At 65.1% G+C, this 20937-nt stretch carries 15 protein-coding genes and 6 pseudogenes; 14 read left to right on the top strand and 7 right to left on the bottom strand.

Translation table 11 applies throughout. The features are described from left to right. Window positions 1–24 precede the first annotated feature (24 nt). From MHEC_RS13070 to MHEC_RS13060, 3 genes and pseudogenes are all read left to right on the top strand, one after another. Window positions 25–798, top strand: a complete 774-nt coding sequence (locus MHEC_RS13070; RefSeq protein WP_235434982.1) for an ExeA family protein — start codon at window positions 25–27, stop codon at window positions 796–798. 126 nt (window positions 799–924) lie between these two features. Beyond that, a complete protein-coding gene (locus MHEC_RS13065) occupies window positions 925–2154 on the top strand; it encodes an IS110 family RNA-guided transposase (RefSeq protein WP_201399520.1) in 1230 nt (409 codons plus the stop codon). A gap of 83 nt (window positions 2155–2237) precedes the next feature. Beyond that, window positions 2238–2702: pseudogene (locus tag MHEC_RS13060) on the top strand (transposase); the annotation flags it as partial. A 54-nt stretch (window positions 2703–2756) separates the two neighbouring features. Here the strand turns inward: MHEC_RS13060 and MHEC_RS13055 are convergent. Beyond that, window positions 2757–3434 (bottom strand): annotated as a pseudogene (locus tag MHEC_RS13055) (IS256 family transposase); the annotation flags it as partial. 100 nt (window positions 3435–3534) lie between these two features. Between MHEC_RS13055 and MHEC_RS13050 the strand changes: the two are divergent. Beyond that, a complete protein-coding gene (locus MHEC_RS13050) occupies window positions 3535–4428 on the top strand; it encodes an IS110 family RNA-guided transposase (RefSeq protein WP_414018092.1) in 894 nt (297 codons plus the stop codon). Between the two features lie 162 nt (window positions 4429–4590). Here the strand turns inward: MHEC_RS13050 and MHEC_RS13045 are convergent. From MHEC_RS13045 to MHEC_RS13030, 4 genes and pseudogenes are all read right to left on the bottom strand, one after another. Continuing rightward, window positions 4591–6422, bottom strand: a pseudogene (locus MHEC_RS13045) (acyl-CoA dehydrogenase). 267 nt (window positions 6423–6689) lie between these two features. Next, complete coding sequence (locus MHEC_RS13040; protein WP_201399517.1) at window positions 6690–7490, bottom strand: transposase; 801 nt, start codon at window positions 7488–7490, stop codon at window positions 6690–6692. Window positions 7491–7495: 5 nt separating this feature from the next. After that, the gene (locus tag MHEC_RS13035) at window positions 7496–7912 is read right to left on the bottom strand and encodes an IS110 family transposase (protein WP_201399516.1); all 417 of its coding nucleotides are present in this window, start codon (window positions 7910–7912) and stop codon (window positions 7496–7498) included. A gap of 414 nt (window positions 7913–8326) precedes the next feature. Next, complete coding sequence (locus MHEC_RS13030) at window positions 8327–8710, bottom strand: ArsR/SmtB family transcription factor (protein ID WP_048892696.1); 384 nt, start codon at window positions 8708–8710, stop codon at window positions 8327–8329. Between the two features lie 42 nt (window positions 8711–8752). On the opposite strand from MHEC_RS13030, the gene MHEC_RS13025 reads away from it, so the two are divergent. The 5 genes and pseudogenes from MHEC_RS13025 to MHEC_RS13005 all read left to right on the top strand — a co-directional run bounded on the left by MHEC_RS13025 (window position 8753) and on the right by MHEC_RS13005 (window position 12114). Beyond that, window positions 8753–8917 (top strand): hypothetical protein, encoded by a 165-nt coding sequence (locus tag MHEC_RS13025; protein ID WP_201399510.1) that lies wholly within the window; start codon window positions 8753–8755, stop codon window positions 8915–8917. Further along, on the top strand, window positions 8914–9270 hold the full coding sequence (gene trxA / locus MHEC_RS13020; protein WP_048892657.1) for a thioredoxin: 357 nt from the start codon (window positions 8914–8916) through the stop codon (window positions 9268–9270). Before MHEC_RS13025 ends, trxA begins: the two co-directional genes overlap by 4 nt. A 6-nt stretch (window positions 9271–9276) precedes the next feature. Further along, window positions 9277–10113, top strand: a pseudogene (locus MHEC_RS13015) (enoyl-CoA hydratase); the annotation flags it as partial. An 18-nt stretch (window positions 10114–10131) separates the two neighbouring features. Next, window positions 10132–11769, top strand: a complete 1638-nt coding sequence (locus tag MHEC_RS13010; protein WP_048892697.1) for an ABC-F family ATP-binding cassette domain-containing protein — start codon at window positions 10132–10134, stop codon at window positions 11767–11769. 153 nt (window positions 11770–11922) lie between these two features. Next, window positions 11923–12114 (top strand): helix-turn-helix domain-containing protein, encoded by a 192-nt coding sequence (locus MHEC_RS13005; protein ID WP_048892659.1) that lies wholly within the window; start codon window positions 11923–11925, stop codon window positions 12112–12114. A gap of 88 nt (window positions 12115–12202) precedes the next feature. On the opposite strand, the gene MHEC_RS13000 is transcribed toward MHEC_RS13005, so the two are convergent. Both MHEC_RS13000 and acnA read right to left on the bottom strand, forming a co-directional pair. Further along, window positions 12203–12766, bottom strand: a complete 564-nt coding sequence (locus MHEC_RS13000; RefSeq protein ID WP_048892660.1) for a TetR/AcrR family transcriptional regulator — start codon at window positions 12764–12766, stop codon at window positions 12203–12205. A gap of 12 nt (window positions 12767–12778) precedes the next feature. After that, on the bottom strand, window positions 12779–15589 hold the full coding sequence (acnA, locus tag MHEC_RS12995; protein WP_142358656.1) for an aconitate hydratase AcnA: 2811 nt from the start codon (window positions 15587–15589) through the stop codon (window positions 12779–12781). A 178-nt stretch (window positions 15590–15767) separates the two neighbouring features. On the opposite strand from acnA, the gene MHEC_RS12990 reads away from it, so the two are divergent. The 5 genes and pseudogenes from MHEC_RS12990 to MHEC_RS12970 all read left to right on the top strand — a co-directional run bounded on the left by MHEC_RS12990 (window position 15768) and on the right by MHEC_RS12970 (window position 20925). Further along, window positions 15768–16349, top strand: a complete 582-nt coding sequence (locus MHEC_RS12990; RefSeq protein WP_099869076.1) for an Rv1476 family membrane protein — start codon at window positions 15768–15770, stop codon at window positions 16347–16349. A gap of 193 nt (window positions 16350–16542) precedes the next feature. Then, entirely contained in the window at window positions 16543–17961 is a 1419-nt protein-coding gene (gene ripA / locus MHEC_RS12985; protein ID WP_048892662.1) for an NlpC/P60 family peptidoglycan endopeptidase RipA, read from the top strand. A gap of 13 nt (window positions 17962–17974) precedes the next feature. Continuing rightward, window positions 17975–18694: an NlpC/P60 family peptidoglycan endopeptidase RipB gene (gene ripB / locus MHEC_RS12980; protein ID WP_048892699.1), complete on the top strand. Its 720-nt coding sequence runs from the start codon at window positions 17975–17977 to the stop codon at window positions 18692–18694. Between the two features lie 132 nt (window positions 18695–18826). Then, window positions 18827–19962: pseudogene (gene moxR1, locus MHEC_RS12975) on the top strand (chaperone MoxR1). Between the two features lie 50 nt (window positions 19963–20012). Next, window positions 20013–20925 (top strand): annotated as a pseudogene (locus MHEC_RS12970) (DUF58 domain-containing protein). Window positions 20926–20937 lie beyond the last annotated feature (12 nt).

Raw genomic sequence — 20937 nt, 5'->3', positions numbered from 1 at the left:
CAATCACATTGGGGATTCACCCGGATGCCGTTCGGACGTGACCTGGCGCCAGCCATGCTGCACCGCCATAGCGGCCACGGTGAGGCGGTCGCCCGCATCACCTGGTGTGTGGACCAGCGTGCGATCGGAGTGATCACCGGCGAGGTCGGCGCGGGCAAGACCGTGGCCGTGCGGGCGGCCACCGCCAACCTGGATCCGTCTCGGCACGTGTTCATCTACCTGGCCAACCCCACCATCGGGGTGCGCGGCATGCTCACCCACATCGTGGCCGCGCTCGGGCACACCCCCGCCTATCACAAATCAGCCCTGGCCCCCCAAGCCGCCGAGGCGCTGGCCACCGAACACGCCGAACGGGGCCGCAATCCCGTGCTGGTCGTCGATGAGGCCCACCTACTCGATAACCACCAGCTCGAAGCGATCCGGCTCTTGACCAACCACGAGATGGACAGTGGATCCCCGTTCGCCGTCGTGCTCATCGGCCAACCCAGCCTGCGCCACCGGCTCCGGCTCGGGGTGCTCGCCGCGTTAGATCAGCGCATCGCAGTCCGCTACACCATCGCCGGGATGAACGGCGCCGACACCGCCGACTACATCCGCCATCACTGCAAAATCGCCGGACGCTCCGACACCCTCTTCTCCGAGGACGCCATCGGGCTGATCCACAACGCCTCCCGCGGTCACCCCCGCGCGGTCAACAACCTGGCCCTGCACGCGCTGACCGCCGCGTTCGCCGCCGATCACGCCATCGTCGACGAAAAGGCCGCTCGCATCGCGATCAGCGAAACCGCCGCGGACTGAACCTGATTCACGTCAACACGACCAGCACCGCATCAACCCGACCAGCACTCCGTCACCACGCCCACCACGGCCCCGCTCACCACACCGAGCGGGGCCGTTCTCATCATCGGATCGTCGTCAACATCGATGACGCCCTCATCGTCATCTTCAGCGACGCGCAACAACAGCTTCTGGTGTGGGATCGACTGGGGCGGGCGCTTCCATCACCTGTGTGTGCTGGATGGCACCGGCCAGCAGCTGCTCAGTCGCAAGGTCGCTCACACCGTCGATGGTCTGGCCGTCCTGGTCGGGTTGATTGCTTCGTTCACCGGTGCGGTCCGGATCGCGATCGAGCGGGCCGAAGGGCTACTGGTCGAATATCTCCAGCACCACTGCGATGCCGAAATTTATTGCGTGTCACCGAAAATCTCGGCGCGAGCACGCGAACGCTATCGGATGGCGGCCGCCAAGTCCGACGAATTCGATGCCTATGTGTTGGCCGATACGTTGCGTCACCAGTATGCCCAGTGGCGGCCGTTGGCCGTTCCGTCGCCGCTTCTAGCGGAGCTGACCGCAGTGAGCCGCGATCGTCAACGCATCCTGGATATGCAGGTGGACACCGAGAATCGACTGCGGTCAATCTTGGATGCCTATCATCCGTGCCCGTTGCACCTGTTTTCTGCACTGGACCGGGACATCACCCTGTCCTTCATCCGCAGCTATCCCACTCCCGTGCAGGCGGGCCGGATCACCGCTGCGCGGATGGGCGCGTTCACGTCCCGGCACGGCTACAGTGGCCGGCACAAACCCGAGACACTTGTCGCCCGGATGCAGCCGCATCTGCTATCGGCGAGCGACGGCACCGTTGCTGGCAAAGCGTTGGCGGCCAAAGCATTCACCGAACAACTGGCTCTACTCAACACCCATTTGCGAGCCCATGACAAACGACTGGGCGAACTGCTCGAGGCGCACCCGGACACCCCGATCTTCACCAGTTTCCCCGGCATCGGACCGGTCACCGCCGCCGTGTTGATCTCCGAAATGGGTGAGGAGCGCAGTCGTTTTCCTTCGGCGCCGTCATTGTTGGCAGAGACCGGCTTGGCTCCGGTCACCAAGGTGTCCGGGCGCACACGTCAGGTTCGCTTCCGCTACGCCGCCAACCGGCGGATGCGGCACGCCATCGACTGGTGGATGTTCGTCGCCGTCCGTGAAGACCTCTGGTCGGCCGACATCTACCAACACGCCCGCGCCGCCGGCCAACCACACCATCGTGCCCTGCGTGGCCTGGGCGCCCGCTGGTGTCGCATCTTGTGGCGCTGCTGGCACGACCACAACCCCTACGACCCGGCCATCCACCACCGCGCCACCGCCGCCTAACAACCCCACCCCGCCCCCGCGCTGAGCAAAGTCAGCCAGCCGCGGCGATCAATCATGCCCACGACCCGAGGTTGACAGCGGGAGTCTGCGTGGTGCATGTTATTCGCAATGCGATGCGGTTCGTGTCGTATAAGGACCGCCGCAAGGTCGCCTCGTCGATGCGGGCCATCTATTCGGCGCCCACCGTAGATGCCGCTGAGCTCGCGCTCAAAGAGTTTGACCGCGATTTCGGTGCGCAATACCCCGGCGCGATCGACGTGTGGCGGGGCGCCTGGCCAGAGTTCATTGCCTTCCTGGATTACCCGGTGGAACTACGCAAGATCGTGTACACGACAAACGCGATCGAGTCCATCAATTTCCAGCTACGCAAAATCACCAAGAACCGCGGACATTTCCCGGACAAGGACTCTGCGATCAAGTTGCTGTACTTGGGGTTGCGCAACATCTCCAGCCACAGAGGAGGCTATTCGGGGACGGGAACCTACAACTGGACTGTGGCGCTTAACACCCTGGCGAAACTGTTCCCTGGACGGATTCCGTTGTGTTAAAATATAACTCGTTGTCAAGTCACCTCAGACTTACACAGAAATCATGACGGGCTCGACCTTCTGCCAAAACCGTGCGCCCTCGCTGTCTTGGATCCAGCAGCCCAGGGCGTGTTTACGCCCGTCGAGGTCCACGCCGATGGCCAGATAGGCCACCTTGGTGCCCACCACCCCGTTGTCGGCGATGCGCAGCCGCAGCCCGTCGATATACAGGATCGGGTAGACCTCATCGAGTGGGCGCGATTGCCAGGCCTTGATCTCATCGACCACCACCTCGGTGATATTGGAGATCAATTCTCGTGACACCTTGGCTCCGTACACCTCGGCCAGATGTGCCTCGATATCGCGGGTGGTCATGCCGCGCGAATACAGCGACAGCACCACCGAATTGATGTTGCCCAGCCGGCGCGCCCTTTTGGGCACGATCACCGGCTCAAAAGTGCCGTTGCGGTCGCGCGGCACCGCGATATCCACCGGGCCGTTGACCGTGGTCACCGTCTTCGGTGAAGACCCATTGCGAGAATTGCCCGACCCGCGGCCGGCCGGGTCACCGGATTCATACCCCAAATGGTGGGTCATTTCGGTCTGCAAGGCCCGCTCGAGCACCGCCTTGGTCAACTCGGTCAGCAAACCGTCCGCCCCGTCGATCGGGGTCCCCGATTTCACCGCGTCCTTGATCAGCGAATCCAGGGTCTCGGCCGAAAACGTCTCCGCCAGCCGGCGAGCCGCCGACATCTCCTTGCCCGCCGACTCCATGAGCTTCGTCACAAAACACTCCTTCTGTCCGCCCGAACGGCGGTCCGATGATGGACCACCCCGGACTTACACAGATGGAATGACACGCCCCGCCGCGATCATTGCCGATCAGGCCCGGATGCGCCGCGACCTGCAGCCGTTGCGACCCGGCGACGAGATCGCGGTGGAACTGCGCATCCTCACCAGCCGGCGCGCTGATTTGGTGGCCGATCGCACCCGGGCGATCAACCGGCTGCGGGCCCAGCTGCTGGAATACTTCCCCGCCCTGGAACGCGCCTTTGACTACAGCACCAGCAAGGCCGCGTTGATTTTGCTTACCGGCTATCAAACGCCTGACGGGCTGCGCCGCGCCGGTGCTGCTGAGCTGGCCGCCTGGTTGCGAAAACGTAAGGCCCGCAATGCCGATGCTGTCGCGTCCAAAGCCCTTGCGGCCGCTAACGCCCAGCACACCATCGTGCCCGGACAACACCTGGCTGCCACCGTGGTGGCTCGCCTGGCTAAGGAGGTGATGGCCCTCGACATCGAAATCGACGACACCGAGACGATGATCGAGGAGCGATTTCGCCGCCACCGCCACGCTGAAATCATCTTGAGCATGCCCGGCTTCGGTGTCGTGCTCGGCGCCGAGTTCCTCGCCGCCACCGGCGGCGACATATGCGGCTTCGACTCCGTCGACCGCCTCGCCGGCGTGTCCGGACTGGCCCCGGTACCCCGCGACTCCGGGCGCATCAGCGGCAACCTCAAACGCCCCCGCCGCTACCACCGCCGCCTGCTGCGCGCCTGCTACCTGTCCGCCCAAATCGCCATCCGCACCGACGCCGCCTCGCGCACCTACTACGACCGCAAAAGATCCGAAGGCAAAACCCACACCCAAGCCGTCCTCGCTTTGGCGCGCCGCCGCCTCAACGTGGTATGGGCCATGCTCCGCGACGGCACGGCATACCAGCCCGCACCTACCGCCGCGGCGGCTTGACAACTTCATTGAGAATCTCCTACTTCTCAGCAGTTACACCGTTCTTTGTACAGTCCCCCCTGTGCGAACGGGTACCCACTGTAGCGGCGGGTTTCACCCTCGATGGCGCAGCTGTATTGGCTGCGCCCCGGTGAAGTGCTGTGTATACGCTTCGCGCAACCCTCAGAAGGCGGCCTCGGGAAGCCGCATGATCTGGTCGTCGAGCGACTCGATGATGCGGCGCAATCCGGTCAGGTTCGGCAGCATGTTCTTGGTGAAGAACGCTGCGGTAGCGATCTTGCTCTGATAGAACGGCTCGTCTTTGCTCGTCGGCCCGTTACCCAAAGCGGCGTGTGCGATGTCGGCGTGTGCCAGCAGCCGCCAGCCGATAGCAAGTCGCCGACGGCAAGCAGGAATCGCACCGACGCGAGCCCGACTTTGTAGATTTCCGTGGGTTGTTGCGTAGCGGCCATCAGGTATCCGGTCAGGCTGGCCGTCATCGCCCTGACATCATCAAGCGCGGTACGAAGCAGCTCTGCGGGTTCTCTCAACGTCTCATTGCAGGCATCGATGGTGCGGCTGATCTGGGAGGCCACCTGCTCGAGAGCCTCGCCGCGGTCGCGGACGATTTTGCGAAAGAAGAAATCCAGCGCCTGGATGGCAGTGGTGCCCTCGTAAAGCGAGTCGATCTTGGAATCGCGGATGTACTGCTCAATGGGGTAGTCGGACAAATAGCCCGACCCGCCCAGCGTCTGCAGCGATTCGGTCAGGATTTCGTAGGCCCGCTCTGAGCCCGCGCCTTTGACTACTGGCAGCAACAGCTCGGCGATCCTGCGCGCCATGTCGGGGTCGGCACGCGAAACATGTTGTGCGACAGCATCGTCCTGGTGCGCGGCTGCATACATGTAGAGCGCGCGCAGACCCTCGGCGTAGGCCTTCTGGGTCATCAGGCTGCGGCGAACATCCGGATGATGGATGATCGTGATCCGCGGCGCGGTTTTGTCGGCCATCCGGGTCAGATCCGCGCCCTGCACGCGCTGTTTCGCGAAGGCCAGCGCGTTGAGGTATCCGGTTGACAGCGTGCCGGCGGCCTTGACACCGATCGTCATGCGGGCGTGGGTGATCACGGTGAACATCTGCGCGATGCCGTTGTGTATGCCGCCGACTAGGTAGCCAACGGCGGGTAATCCGTTGGTGCCGAAAGTCAACTCGCAGGTCGGTGAGGACTTCAGACCCATCTTGTGTTCCAGCCCGGTGGCGAAGACCCCGTTGCGGGAACGAAGTTCAAGAGTCTGCGGGTCGAACAGGTACTTGGGCACATAGAAAAGGCTCAAACCCTTGGTGCCCGGCCCGGCGCCCTCCGGCCGGGCAAGCACGAGATGGAAGATGTTCTCGGCGGTGTCGCCCACGTCGCCACCGGAGATGAACCGCTTGACACCCTCGATGTGCCACGTCCCATCCGGTTGGGCGATGGCCTTGGTCCGGGCTGCCCCGACATCGGAGCCCGCATCGGCCTCGGTCAGCACCATGGTGGCCGACCAGCCGCGCTCCAGGCCCATTGCGGCCCAGCGCTTCTGGGTTTCGGTGCCCTCCAGGTAGAGTGCGTTGGCCATCGCCGGGCCCAGGCTATAGAAGAACCCCGCAGACGGATTGGCGCACAGCAGCATTTCGTTGATCGCCCACGTCAGCGGGGCCGGGGCGGGAACGCCGCCGATTTGTTCGGCAAGGCCGATCCGCCACCACCCGGCGTCTTTGACGGCCTGCACCGATTTGGCCAATTCGGCGGGCACGTCGATGGTGTGGCGCTTCGGGTCGAAGACCGGTGGGTTGCGGTCGGCGTCGGCGAACGACTCGGCAACCGGGCCCTCGGCGAAACGAGCGACTTCGTCGAGCATCGCGCGGACCGTGTCGACGTCGAGATCGCGATAGCGACCCGCGCCGAGGACCTCGCCGATGTTGAGCACCTCGAAGAGGTTGAACTGCAGATCACGGACGTTGGAGATGTAGTGCCCCACCGGTTTTCCCTTCCCGTGGCGAATCTGAACGCAGTGTGTACGACCCGGGGTAAGGTACGCAACCGTAACCTACGGCGACGGAACCGTAACCTACGGTGACGCAACCGTAGGAGGCGAGGTCCGCGCACTTGTGACAGCGCACATGGCGACATTCGCCAGCGAGTCGCTGTGTATCACAGCAGACTCCCGCTGTCAACCTCGGGTCGTGGGCATGATTGATCGCCGCGGCTGGCTGACTTTGCTCAGCGCGGGGGCGGGGTGGGGTTGTTAGGCGGCGGTGGCGCGGTGGTGGATGGCCGGGTCGTAGGGGTTGTGGTCGTGCCAGCAGCGCCACAAGATGCGACACCAGCGGGCGCCCAGGCCACGCAGGGCACGATGGTGTGGTTGGCCGGCGGCGCGGGCGTGTTGGTAGATGTCGGCCGACCAGAGGTCTTCACGGACGGCGACGAACATCCACCAGTCGATGGCGTGCCGCATCCGCCGGTTGGCGGCGTAGCGGAAGCGAACCTGACGTGTGCGCCCGGACACCTTGGTGACCGGAGCCAAGCCGGTCTCTGCCAACAATGACGGCGCCGAAGGAAAACGACTGCGCTCCTCACCCATTTCGGAGATCAACACGGCGGCGGTGACCGGTCCGATGCCGGGGAAACTGGTGAAGATCGGGGTGTCCGGGTGCGCCTCGAGCAGTTCGCCCAGTCGTTTGTCATGGGCTCGCAAATGGGTGTTGAGTAGAGCCAGTTGTTCGGTGAATGCTTTGGCCGCCAACGCTTTGCCAGCAACGGTGCCGTCGCTCGCCGATAGCAGATGCGGCTGCATCCGGGCGACAAGTGTCTCGGGTTTGTGCCGGCCACTGTAGCCGTGCCGGGACGTGAACGCGCCCATCCGCGCAGCGGTGATCCGGCCCGCCTGCACGGGAGTGGGATAGCTGCGGATGAAGGACAGGGTGATGTCCCGGTCCAGTGCAGAAAACAGGTGCAACGGGCACGGATGATAGGCATCCAAGATTGACCGCAGTCGATTCTCGGTGTCCACCTGCATATCCAGGATGCGTTGACGATCGCGGCTCACTGCGGTCAGCACCGCCCTAGAAGCGGCGACGGAACGGCCAACGGCCGCCACTGGGCATACTGGTGACGCAACGTATCGGCCAACACATAGGCATCGAATTCGTCGGACTTGGCGGCCGCCATCCGATAGCGTTCGCGTGCTCGCGCCGAGATTTTCGGTGACACGCAATAAATTTCGGCATCGCAGTGGTGCTGGAGATATTCGACCAGTAGCCCTTCGGCCCGCTCGATCGCGATCCGGACCGCACCGGTGAACGAAGCAATCAACCCGACCAGGACGGCCAGACCATCGACGGTGTGAGCGACCTTGCGACTGAGCAGCTGCTGGCCGGTGCCATCCAGCACACACAGGTGATGGAAGCGCCCGCCCCAGTCGATCCCACACCAGAAGCTGTTCGGCCGTTGCAGAGTACTCTGATTCATTGCACTTGGATCCCTTTCAATGTGAAAGGTTCACCCTGCGATCGCGAGGCCTGCCCGGAACCTCATCTCGGCACTCACCGCCCACAGCGGTGGCGCTGCTCTCGCTGGCCGGTCCACGCCCCGCAGCCACCACGGGCGGACAGGTCTGCATGTGGACCTCGAAGGTGACGCGTTTGCGTGGGCCCTGCCCGTGGTGGTGCAGGTGAACGCCGAGACCATCCCGGCCGATCCATTGTTAATAGATGAGGTTTGGGGATGCCCGGATAGCCATTTGCCGTGACGTCACCGCGACATGACAGGGCGGATAGCCGTCGGCAACGTCTTGAGTTGAAGGAACCCCCAACGCAATTGCGCGCGTAGCGCGCAGCGTGGGCGAGATCAGCGCCGGGCAGACCGATCCCGACGATTCCCGGCCTATCCTCGCCTGAGCCTGTCAACGGGGTGAGGAAACGTGTCGCTGACGCCCAGGCGGAGGTGCTCGATGTGGTAGACGGCTTCGTCGAGCAGAGCGGCCACGTGGTTGTCGTAGAGCCGGTAGACGATGTTGCGCCCACTGCGGTCACCGGCCACCAGGCCGAGGTTGCGCAGCAGCCGGAGCTGGTGGGAGACGGCGGGCTGTTCCATCCCGACAGCGGCCGACAATTCGGTCACCGAGCACGGCGATTGCCGGAGCCGGGTGAGGATGCGCAGCCGACTCGGCGAAGCCAGCGCCTGGAGCGTTTCGGCGACCTTGCCCGCAGCGGCGGGGTCTGCCAGCAGCGGGGCACTCAGGCTCTTTATTTCACGGCCCACCCCCAAATTCAAGCACAATTATCTGCAGCATGATATGGAGACCTCGACATGTATACACTTCGACCTTATATTGGTGCTGAGCTACCCGGGGAGGCCGTGTGGACCTCGCGCCGGGCCGTGGTGATCGGCGGCGGCCACCAGAGGGGTGGCCGCCGCCGATTCCCGCAGCCCGGGGAACAACTGCGCCAGCTCACCGCGTTGGGCAGGGAGTGACCACCGTAGATCTCACCGCCGAGCAGTTCGACGACACCATCAACAGCAACGACATCGTGCTCGTCGACTTCTGGGCGTCCTGGTGCGGACCATGCCGCGCGTTCGCCCCGACGTTCCAGGCCTCCTCGGAGAAACATCCCGACGTCGTCCACGCCAAGGTCGACACCGAAGCCGAACACCAGCTGGCCGCGGCCGCCCAGATCCGCGCCATCCCGACGCTGATGGCCTTCAAGAAGGGCAAGTTGGTGTTCAACCAGGCCGGGGCTCTGCCGCCGGCCGCCTTGGAAGATCTGGTGCAGCAGGTCAAGGCTTTCGACGTCGACGCCGCCGCGAGTGGAAGCGACCGGGCCTGATCGCGAGAGGTCCTCAGAGGTTACCGTTCAACGGTGAATTTCGTCCTCGTTGAACACCCGCGGCCCGAGGTCGCGCTGATCACCCTCAACCGGCCTGAGCGGATGAACTCCATGGCGTTCGACGTCATGGTGCCGCTCAAAGAGGCGCTGCAAAAGGTCACCTACGACAACTCCGTGCGGGTGGTTGTGCTGACCGGAGCGGGCAAGGGGTTCTCGTCGGGTGCCGACCACAAATCCGCTGGCGAGGTGCCGCACGTCGAGGGGCTGACCCAGCCGACGTATGCGCTGCGCTCCATGGAGCTTCTCGACGACGTCATCCTGGCGCTGCGACGGTTGCACCAACCGGTGATCGCCGCCGTCAACGGCCCGGCCATCGGCGGCGGGCTGTGCCTGGCACTGGCATGTGATATCCGGATCGCGTCCACCGGGGCCTACTTTCGGGCCGCCGGTGTCAACAACGGGCTGACTGGCAGCGAACTGGGACTGAGTTATCTGCTGCCCAGGGCCATCGGGTCGTCGCGCGCGTTCGAAATCATGCTCACCGGTCGCGACGTCGACGCCGAGGAAGCCGAGCGGATCGGGCTGGTGTCGTGCCAGGTGCCCGGGGAGCAGCTGCTGGACACCTGTTATGCGATGGCCGCGCGGATCGCGGCCTTCTCCCGCCCGGGAATCGAGTTGACCAAGCGCACACTGTGGAGTGGGCTGGACGCCGCTAGTCTGGAGGGGCACATGCAGGCCGAGGGCCTGGGACAGCTGTTCGTGCGCCTGCTCACCTCTAACTTCGAAGAGGCGGTTGCCGCGCGCGCTGAAAAGCGGCCACCGGTGTTCACCGACGAGAAGTAAGCGAATAGGAGGGTGACCGTGATCACGGCAACGGGCCTTGAGGTCCGCGCCGGAGCGCGCACGTTGCTCTCCGTTGACGGCTCCGGTCTGCGGGTCCAGCCCGGCGACCGTATCGGGCTGGTCGGCCGCAACGGCGCCGGCAAGACCACTACGCTGCGGATCCTCGCGGGCGAAAGCCAGCCGTATGCCGGCTTGGTGATTCGCAGTGGCGAAATCGGTTATCTGCCACAGGATCCCAAAGAGGGCGACCTCGATGTGTTGGCGCGCGATCGGGTGCTGTCGGCGCGCGGATTGGACACCCTGCTCACCGCGCTGGAAAAGCAGCAGGCGCTAATGGCCGAGGTCGCCGCCGACGACGACCTCGACCGCGCCATCCGTCGCTACGGTGAGCTCGAGGAGCAATTCGCCGCGTTGGGTGGCTACGGCGCCGAAAGCGAAGCGGGCCGGATCTGCGCGAACCTCGGGTTGCCCGAACGGGTGCTGACTCAGCCGCTGCGCACCCTCTCGGGTGGTCAGCGCCGCCGGGTGGAGTTGGCGCGCATCCTGTTCGCCGCCGCAAAAGGTGGGGCCAATGGTGGCGGGTCGTCGACCACACTGCTGCTGGACGAGCCGACCAACCACCTCGACGCCGACTCGCTGGGCTGGCTGCGGGATTTCCTGCGGGCGCACACCGGCGGGCTGGTGGTAGTGAGCCACAATGTCGATCTGCTGGCCGATGTGGTCAACCGGGTGTGGTTTTTGGATGCGGTACGCGGCGAGGTCGACGTCTACAACATGACCTGGCGGAAATACCTCGACGCCCGCGCCGCCGACGAGCAGCGCCGCCGCCGGGAGCGCGCCAACGCCGAACGCAAGGCCGGCGCATTGCGCGCTCAGGCCGCCAAACTGGGCGCGAAGGCCACCAAAGCCGTTGCGGCCCAGAATATGTTGCGACGCGCCCATCGGATGATGGCTGCACTCGACGACGAGCGGGTCGCCGAGAAGGTGGCCCGCATCAAGTTTCCCACCCCTGCGGCGTGCGGGCGCACACCGTTGGTGGCCAAGGGTCTGACCAAGACGTACGGATCGCTTGAAGTGTTCACCGGTGTCGACCTGGCGATCGACCGCGGCTCTCGGGTCGTGGTCCTGGGCCTCAACGGCGCCGGCAAGACCACACTGCTGCGATTGCTGGCCGGCGTGGAGAAGCCGACTGCCGGGACGCTCGAGCCCGGGCACGGTTTGAAACTCGGCTATTTCGCGCAGGAGCACGACACCCTCGATGACGACGCGACGGTATGGCAGAACACCGTCCACGCCGCACCCGCATCCGGTGAGCAGGATCTGCGTGGCCTGCTCGGGGCGTTCATGTTCAGTGGCCCGCAGCTCGACCAACCGGCGGGCACGCTTTCCGGTGGCGAGAAGACCCGGCTTGCTTTGGCCGGATTGGTGGCCTCCACAGCGAATGTGTTGTTGCTCGACGAACCGACCAACAATCTCGATCCCGCCTCTCGGGAGCAGGTGCTGGATGCACTCCGCAGCTATGCGGGCGCGGTCGTGCTGGTGACCCACGACCCGGGGGCAGCCGAGGCGCTCGACCCGCAACGCGTCGTGCTGCTGCCCGACGGCACCGAGGACTATTGGACCGACGGATATCGCGATCTGATCCAGCTGGCCTGACCGGTGAGATGCGCGGCCTCGCCGGTCGCCTCGGCCGCCCGACTCGGCTCGACGGGGGCCGCAAGCGTTTTCGCTCAAAGTGACCCGCGCTCGATGGTGGCTTCCTACGCTGGGTGCATTGGGGTCCTGTAGAAGCGGGGAGGCGCCAATCCAATGAGGAAATCGAAGAAGACACGCGAGCAGTTGCTTGGCGAGTTGCGCCACGCCTACGAGGGCGGGGCCAGCATCCGCAAGCTGGCGGCTTCGACCGGCAGATCGTACGGATCCATTCACAGCATGCTGCGCGAATCGGGTACCACGATGCGCAGCCGCGGCGGACCCAACCACCGGACCCGAGCGCGGTAAACCGTCCTTTTGTTGCGGCGAACGTGCAACCTCGGCGAAATTCCGCGCGGTTTCTCGCAGTGAGTGCACGCTCGGCGTTGCGACGCGGTCAGCCCCGCCGCACCGAGTTCTCCACCAGGTCCAAAACCGCGGCGAGGCGCTGCGGGTCTTCACCGGAAGCCAGCCGGGCCACTAATCCGTCCAGAACGAGGTCCAGGTAGCACTGCAACACGTCGCCAGGGACGTCGTCGCGCAGCCGACCTGCCTGCTTCTGCCGGCGCAGCCGCTCCGTTGTCGCCGCCGCTAGTTCCGCTGAGCGTTCCCGCCATCCGCGACTGAACGTCGGGTCGTTGCGCAGTTTGCGCGCGATCTCCAGACGCGTTGCAAGCCAGTCAAATTGATCTGGGGTAGCCAGCATGTCACGCATCACCTGGATCAGTCCCTCGCGCGACGCGACCGCGGCCATCCGCTCAGCGTCCTCGCGGGCCAACTCGAAAAACAGTGTGTCCTTGTCGCGGAAATGGTGAAAAATCGCTCCCCGCGACAAGCCGACGGCCTGCTCCAGCCGGCGCACCGTGGCTTTGTCGTAACCGTATTCGGCGAAGCAGCGTCGAGCGCCGTCGAGGATTTGACGCCGGCGGGCCGCTAAGTGGTCCGCGCTGACTTTGGGCACGGTATACCTGCGTTAGCGGGAATTCAGCATGTTGCGCAGCACGAACTGCAAGATTCCGCCGTTGCGGTAGTAGTCGGCCTCACCCGGAGTGTCGATGCGCACCAACGCGTCGAACTCGACCGGATCGCTGCCATGCTTAGTGGCCTTGACGTGCACCGTTTTCGGCGTCTTGCCGTCGTTGATCGCCTCGATACCGGTGATGTCGAAGACCTCGGTGCCGTCCAGCCCCAACGAGGAGGCCGACTTGCCGTCCGGGAACTGTAGTGGAATCACCCCCATCCCGATCAGGTTGGAGCGATGAATGCGCTCGAATGACTCGGCAATCACCGCGCGTACCCCAAGCAGCGCGGTGCCCTTGGCCGCCCAGTCCCGCGACGAGCCGGAGCCGTACTCCTTGCCACCAAGCACCACCAGCGGAATACCCTGGGCCGCATAGTTTTGCGCAGCGTCGTAGATGAATGCTTGCGGGCCGCCTTCCTGGGTGAAGTCGCGGGTGTAGCCGCCTGCAACGTCGTCGAGCAGCAGGTTGCGAAGCCGGATATTGGCGAACGTGCCGCGGATCATCACCTCGTGATTTCCGCGACGAGACCCATAAGAGTTGTAGTCTTTGCGCGCAACGCCGTGTTCGTCGAGGTATTGCGCCGCCGGGGTGCCCGGCTTGATGCTGCCCGCCGGCGAAATGTGGTCGGTAGTCACCGAATCGCCCAACAGCGCTAGCACCCGAGCGCCAGTGATGTCGCGCACAGGTTCTGGTTCAGCGGCCATCCCGTCGAAATACGGCGGTTTACGCACATACGTCGAATTCGGGTCCCAGTCGAACGTTTTGCCACTCGGCGTCGGCAAATTGCGCCACCGCTCGTCACCCTTGAACACGTCGGCGTAGTTCTTGACGAACATCTCGGAGTTGATCGCGGAGGCGATCGTATCGGAGACATCCTTTTGCGACGGCCAGATATCGCGCAGATAGACGTCATTGCCGTCGTTGTCTTTGCCCAGCGGCTCGGTCTCGAAGTCGAAGTCCATCGTGCCGGCCAGCGCGTAGGCGATCACCAACGGCGGCGACGCCAGATAGTTCATTTTCACGTCGGGGTTGATACGGCCCTCGAAATTGCGGTTACCCGACAGCACCGCGGCCACCGAAAGGTCGTTGTCGTTGACGGCCTTCGAGATTTCCTCGGGCAGCGGTCCCGAGTTGCCGATGCAGGTCGTGCAGCCGTAGCCCACCAGATAGAAGCCGAGTTTTTCCAGATACGGCCATAGCCCGGCCTTTTCGTAGTAGTCGTGCACCACCTGCGAACCGGGCGCCATCGTCGTCTTCACCCACGGCTTGGAGGCCAGGCCCTTTTCCACAGCGTTGCGGGCCAGCAGCGCCGCGCCGAGCATCACCTCCGGATTGGAGGTATTGGTGCACGACGTGACCGCGGCGATCACCACCGCGCCATGGTCGAGCACGAATTCGCCCAGTTCGTCCGACTTCACCCGCACCGGCTTGCTCACGCGGCCGTTCGCGCCGGCGGCGGCCGATTGCACCGCGTCGGTGTCGTCGTCGGCGAATGTCAGCTGCCCCGGGTCGCTGGCCGGGAACGTCTCCTCGACGACTTCGTCGAGCTTGGAATGCGGTGCCGCCTGGTGCGTGCCAACATAGTTCGGAAGTGTCTTGCGGAAAACAGATTTCGCCTCGGACAACGCGATACGGTCTTGCGGGCGCTTCGGTCCGGCGATCGAGGGAACCACGTCGGACAGGTTGAGCTCCAGATACTCGGAGTACGCCGGCTGGTGGGCGGGATCGTGCCACATGCCCTGTTCCTTGGCGTAGGCCTCGACCAGTGCAAGCTGCTCCTCGTTGCGCCCGGTGAACCGCAGGTAGTCAATGGTCTCCTGGTCGATCGGAAAAATTGCTGCGGTGGAACCGAATTCGGGGCTCATGTTGCCCAGCGTTGCGCGATTAGCCAGTGGGACTTCAGCCACGCCCTCGCCGTAGAACTCGACGAACTTGCCGACCACACCATGTTTGCGCAGCATCTCCGTGACCGTGAGGACGACGTCGGTGGCGGTGACACCCGGCTGAATCTCACCGCTCAGCTTGAACCCGACCACCCGCGGGATCAACATCGACACCGGCTGACCCAGCATCGCGGCTTCGGCCTCGATGCCTCCCACCCCCCAGCCCAAGACGCCGAGCCCGTTGACCATCGTGGTGTGCGAGTCGGTGCCCACACAGGTGTCGGGGTACGCCACCCCGTCACGCTCCGTCACCACCTTGGCCAGGTATTCGATGTTGACCTGGTGCACGATCCCGGTGCCCGGCGGCACCACCTTGAAGTTGCGGAAAGCTCCTTGACCCCAGCGCAAGAACTGGTAGCGCTCGCCGTTGCGCTGATATTCGATCTCGACGTTGCGTTCGAAAGCGTCGGCACGGCCGAACAAGTCGGCGATTACCGAGTGGTCGATCACCAGATCTGCCGGGGCCAGCGGGTTGACCTTCTCGGGATCGCCACCGAGGTCGGCGACCGCCTCACGCATGGTTGCCAGGTCGACGATGCACGGCACCCCGGTGAAGTCCTGCATCACGACCCGCGCTGGTGTGTATTGGATTTCGATGCTGGGCTCGGCTGTGGGATCCCAGTGTGCGATCGCTTCGATGTGGTCGGTGGTGATGTTGCGGCCGTCCTCGTTGCGCAAGAGGTTTTCGGCGAGCACTTTGAGACTGTAGGGAAGCTTCTCGGTTCCCCGCGCCGCGTCGAGGCGGTAGATCTGGTAACTGGTGTCACCGACGTTGAGGGTGCTGCGGGCTCCGAAAGAATTCACCGACTCTGTCGTCACATCTACTCCCGGGATTTAGTTCTGCACCGCCGACGGGCCGTGCCGGCGGTTCCGTGCCCCATTAACAGTACGCTTGTCCTGCAATTCGGCGCGACCGCATGCTGATGCGAAACATCGTCCAGTCTGGCCCTACGGGTCCGGCGCCATCGTTCGGGTGGGTCGCGTACCGTTTTGGACCGTGACCACGCTGCAAGCGCCGCTGTACATCCCGGGGGAAATCTGCAGCACCGTCGGTGCCGATCCGTCTACGCCGCCCGACCAGTGCCTGGCTCTGGTCGAAGTCGCTGTCGCGGCCCAGGGCATCAGCGCGCCGCCCGCCGACGTTCCGGGCTTGCGCCAGGTGATCGACCAAGCACGCGAGGACGGCATCGACCTGAAGATCGTGGTTCTCGACCGCAACCCGCCGATGGACACTCCCCTGCGGGATGTCGCCACCGTGATCGGCAGCAGCCACCCGGATGCCACGGTTTTGGTGCTCAGCCCGTCGCACGTGGGAAGCTACAGCACCCACTTTCCGCGGGCGACGCTGGAAATCGGGGAAGACAATGCCAAGACCGGCAACGCGGTGCAATCTGCGCAGAATTTTCTGCACGAACTGACCACTCCGCAGTTCCCGTGGACGGCGTTCACGATCGTGGTGGTCATCGGCGTGCTCATCGCCGCCGTCGGCACCCGAATCCTGCAGGTGCGCAGCAGAAGATCCGCGACCGCGCCGCCCGGTGAGGAAACGCGCGCGGACGGCGCTGACCTTCACGCCTGACCGGCTTCCATCGCGATAAGTCACCGTTCGGTCACGAGTCGTCAACTTACTGCGCTGTAGTTTGTGACTACAGTTTCCATAGGGTCATCTGTGACTTATGGTGCAAGTGGTGCCGTTGTTGTGAATCGTGCCTGCAGTTACTACTGCGGCCGGCGTCATCCGCCTGCGCTGAGCCATAGGAGACCCGAGTCGAATGAGACGCATCTGCCGCGGCTCGTCTTTCCGGCTGGCGGCCCGGGTTGCCCGGCCTGCCGCGTCTGCGGTGCTCGGCGTGGCCTTGCTGCTGGGCACGCCCGGTTTGGCCGGCGCCGAGCCGAGCGGCAGCAGCGACTCACTGTCTGCCCTGATCGCTGAGGTGGCCAAGGCCAACCAGCACCTGGAGGACCTCCGCGGCGCCATTGAGGCCGAACAGGAAAGCGTCAACAAGGCACTGGTCGACGTGCAGACCGCGCGCGACAACGCTGCGGCCGCACAACATGACGTTGAGGTCAGTCAGCGGGCGGTGAAGGACGCCAACGCGGCCATCGCCGCTGCCCAACGGCGATTCGACGCCTTCGCGGCCGCCACTTACGTCAACGGGCCGTCCAACAGCTACCTGACCGCGGCCGGCCCCGACGACATCATCGCCACCGCAAGCGCTGGCCGGACGCTGGCCGCCAGCTCCCGGCAGGTGATGGCCAACCTGCAGCGGGCCCGCACCGAACAGGTCAACAAGGAGTCGGCGGCGCGGCTGGCCAAGCAGAAGGCCGACCGGGCCACAGCCGAGGCGCAGGCCAGGCAGGATGCAGCGGTATCCGCTCTTACCGCCGCCCACCGCAAGTTCGGTGAACAGCAGGCGGAGGTCAATCGCCTGGCCGCCGAACGCGACGCGGCCCAAGCCAGACTCGAGGCGGCTCGCACCTGGTCGGCACCCGGTGGCGGCACACAGGCCGGCTCGCGGTCGCGTGATCGGTGGGATCCAGGGGGGCCGGCAAGCGCACGGCCGAGCGATTCCAAGCAGTGGGACGGCGAGTGGGATCCCACCCTGCCGATGGTGCCGAGCGCCAATGTCCCCGGCGACCCGATCGCGATCATCAACACCGTCCTGGGTATCTCGGCGACGTCGTCGCAGGTCACGGCCAACATGGGCCGCAGCTTCCTGCAGAAGCTGGGCATCCTCAAACCCAACGACACCGGGATCACCAACGGCCGCATCCCGCGGGTGTACGGCCGGCAGGCATCCGAATACGTGATCCGCCGCGGGCTCTCGCAGCTGGGGGTGCCGTACTCGTGGGGCGGTGGCACCGCCGCGGGGCCGAGCCGGGGCATCGGCTCCGGTGCCGACACCGTGGGCTTCGACTGCTCGGGTCTGATTCTCTATTCGTTCGCCGGGGTGGGCATCAAGCTGCCGCACTACTCCGGTTCGCAGTACAACCTCGGCCGCAAAATCCCGTCCGCCCAGATGCGCCGCGGTGACGTGATCTTCTACGGCCCGGGCGGCAGCCAGCACGTGACGCTCTACCTCGGCGACGGGCAGATGCTCGAGGCCCCCGATGTCGGCTTGAGGGTGCGGGTCGCGCCGGTGCGAACCAGCGGCATGACGCCCTACGTGGTCCGCTACATCGAGTATTGACATGGGAATCTTGATGCGCCACAACGGGTTTCGCCGACTGATGCTGGCTTGGTCGACGCTGGCGGTGATCGGGCTGCTGGTCGGTTTGGCAGGCCCTGCCGTGGCCGATGATGCCCAGTGGGACCCGACGCTGCCCAAGGTGCCCAGCGCGGGCGCGCCCGGCGACCCGGTGGCGATCGCCAACGCTTCGATAGCGGCCACCGCCCAGGCCACCCAGACCACGTTGGACCTGGGCCGCAAGTTTTTGGGCAGCCTCGGCATCGGTGGCGGAGGCGCTGGCGGGGGTGGCGGCAATAACACCAGCCCGAGCAGAATTCCGCGGGTGTACGGTCGTCAGGCCGTCGAGTACGTGATCCGTCGGGCCAGCTCGCAGCTGGGGGTGCCGTATTCCTGGGGAGGTGGCACGCTGCAAGGCCCCAGCCGGGGCGTCGATTCCGGCGCGGACACGGTCGGGTTCGACTGTTCGGGGCTGACCCGATATGCCTTCGCCGGGGTCGGCGTGCTGATTCCGAGGTTTTCCGGTGATCAGTACAACGCCGGCCGGCACGTCCCCCCGTCGCAGGCCAAGCGGGGTGACTTGATTTTTTACGGCCCGGGCGGCAGCCAGCACGTGACCATCTACCTGGGGAACGGTCAGATGCTGGAGGCGTCGAGCATCGCCGGCAAAGTCACCGTCAGCCCGGTGCGCACGGAAGGGATGACGCCGTATGTCACCCGCATCATCGAGTACTAAGACCCGGTCACGTCGACGGAATCCCGGTGGCCTGGAATAGTTGGACGAGGGCATGCCGCTGCCCCGCGACGCCGGTCGCGTCGGCAGTCATGTCTGAAGGAGCTGTGAAGGTCGAGCCGTGAAGGAAAGTCGATGACATCACCAGGTGGGCCGCCCCCGGGCGCCAGCGGTTACCCTGGCCCGAGCGGGCCCCCGACATCCCCGGCGCACGCGGCGCCGCCGGCCGGCGGCAACGGGTTGGCCGCCGAAGTGCACACCCTCGAGCGGGCCATCTTCGAGGTCAAGCGGATCATCGTCGGCCAGGACCAGCTGGTCGAGCGGATGCTGGTTGGGTTGCTCTCCAAGGGTCATGTACTGCTCGAAGGGGTGCCCGGGGTGGCCAAGACCCTGGCGGTCGAGACCTTCGCCCGGGTGGTCGGCGGAACGTTCGCCCGCATCCAGTTCACGCCCGACCTGGTGCCCACCGACATCATCGGTACTCGCATCTATCGGCAGGGCAAGGAGGAGTTCGACACCGAACTGGGTCCCGTGGTGGTCAACTTCCTGCTCGCCGACGAAATCAACCGGGCTCCGGCCAAGGTGCAGTCCGCGCTGCTGGAGGTCATGCAGGAGCGCCACGTGTCCATCGGCGGCAAGACCTTTCCGATGCCCAACCCGTTTTTGGTCATGGCGACCCAGAACCCGATCGAGCACGAAGGTGTCTACCCGCTGCCAGAAGCCCAGCGTGACCGTTTCCTGTTCAAGATCAACGTCGGCTACCCGTCGCCGGAAGAAGAGCGCGAGATCATCTACCGGATGGGTGTCACCCCCCCCCGACACCCAAGCAGGTGCTGCAGACCGGTGACCTGTTGCGGCTGCAGGACATCGCGGCCAACAACTTCGTCCACCACGCGCTGGTCGACTACGTGGTCCGCGTGGTCACCGCCACCCGCCACCCCGAGCAGCTCGGCATGAACGACGTCAAGAGCTGGGTAGCGTTCGGCGCCTCGCCGCGCGCCTCGCTGGGCATCATCGCTGCTGCCCGCTCGCTGGCGCTGGTGCGGGGCCGCGACTACGTGATCCCGCAAGACGTCATCGAAGTCATTCCCGACGTGCTGCGGCACCGCCTGGTGCTCACCTATGATGCGCTCGCCGATGAAATCTCACCGGAGATCGTCATCAACAGGGTCCTGCAGACGGTTGCCTTGCCGCAGGTGAATGCTGTTCCACAGCAAGGACATTCGGTGCCGCCGGTGATGCAGGCTGCGGCGGCGGCTGGCGGTCGGTGACCGAGGCTCGTTCGGCTGCGGTGAATCCCGCGGCTAATCCTCCGCCGTCGATGCTGCGCGGGGAGATCGACGACCCGAAGCTGTCGGCGGCGCTGCGCACCTTGGAGCTGACCGTCAAACGCAAACTCGACGGGATGCTGCACGGCGATCACCTCGGACTGCTCCCCGGGCCGGGTACCGAGCCGGGGGGAGTCGAGGCTCTATCAGCCCGGCGACGACGTCCGCCGCATGGATTGGGCGGTCACCGCGCGCACCACGGTCCCGCACGTGCGTGAGATGATCGCCGACCGGGAACTGGAGACCTGGCTGGTGGTCGACATGTCGGCAAGCCTGGACTTCGGTACCACCGTCTGCGAAAAGCGTGACCTGGCGGTGGCGGCCGCAGCCGCGATCACTTTCCTCAACAGCGGTGGCGGTAATCGGCTGGGTGCGCTGATCTCCAACGGGGAGCGGATGATCCGGGTGCCGGCCCGCTCCGGGCGGATGCATGAGCAGACGCTGTTGCGCACCATCGCGACCACGCCCAAGGCCCCGGTGGGGGTGCGCGGTGATCTGGCCGGCGCCATCGACGCATTGCGGCGGCCGCAACGGCGCCGCGGAATGGCCGTGATCATCAGTGATTTCCTTGGACCGATCAACTGGACGCGTCCGCTGCGCGCTATCGCCGGCCGACATGAGGTGCTCGGTATCGAAGTGCTCGACCCCCGTGATGTCGAGCTGCCCGACGTCGGCGATGTCATCTTGCAAGACGCCGAGTCCGGTGTGATCCGCGAGTTCACCATCGACTCGCAGCTGCGTGACGACTTCGCGAGGGCGGCGTCGGCGCACCGCGCCGAGGTGGCCCAGACGCTGCGCGGGTGCGGTGCGCCGCTGCTGTCGCTGCGCACCGACCGCGACTGGATCGCCGACATCGTCCGGTTCGTCGAATCGCGCCGGCGAGGAGCTTTGGCGGGACTGCAGTGACGGGTCCAGGTC

Origin of the sequence: Mycobacterium heckeshornense (genome assembly GCF_016592155.1) — a bacterium.
Lineage (GTDB): Bacteria > Actinomycetota > Actinomycetes > Mycobacteriales > Mycobacteriaceae > Mycobacterium > Mycobacterium heckeshornense.
Note: the sequence above shows the minus strand (reverse complement) of the source record. Positions and strands in the feature narration are given on the sequence as shown.

What these genes read in the sequence shown, in the direction of transcription:
- ripB (WP_048892699.1), top strand. Translation starts at nt 17,975, where the DNA reads ATGCGCCACAACGGGTTTCGCCGACTGATGCTGGCTTGGTCGACGCTG.
- MHEC_RS13050 (WP_414018092.1), top strand. Translation starts at nt 3,535, where the DNA reads ATGACACGCCCCGCCGCGATCATTGCCGATCAGGCCCGGATGCGCCGC.
- MHEC_RS13035 (WP_201399516.1), bottom strand. Translation starts at nt 7,912, where the DNA reads ATGAATCAGAGTACTCTGCAACGGCCGAACAGCTTCTGGTGTGGGATC.
- MHEC_RS13065 (WP_201399520.1), top strand. Translation starts at nt 925, where the DNA reads ATGACGCCCTCATCGTCATCTTCAGCGACGCGCAACAACAGCTTCTGG.
- MHEC_RS13005 (WP_048892659.1), top strand. Translation starts at nt 11,923, where the DNA reads ATGAGGAAATCGAAGAAGACACGCGAGCAGTTGCTTGGCGAGTTGCGC.
- MHEC_RS13070 (WP_235434982.1), top strand. Translation starts at nt 25, where the DNA reads ATGCCGTTCGGACGTGACCTGGCGCCAGCCATGCTGCACCGCCATAGC.
- ripA (WP_048892662.1), top strand. Translation starts at nt 16,543, where the DNA reads ATGAGACGCATCTGCCGCGGCTCGTCTTTCCGGCTGGCGGCCCGGGTT.
- MHEC_RS13025 (WP_201399510.1), top strand. Translation starts at nt 8,753, where the DNA reads ATGTATACACTTCGACCTTATATTGGTGCTGAGCTACCCGGGGAGGCC.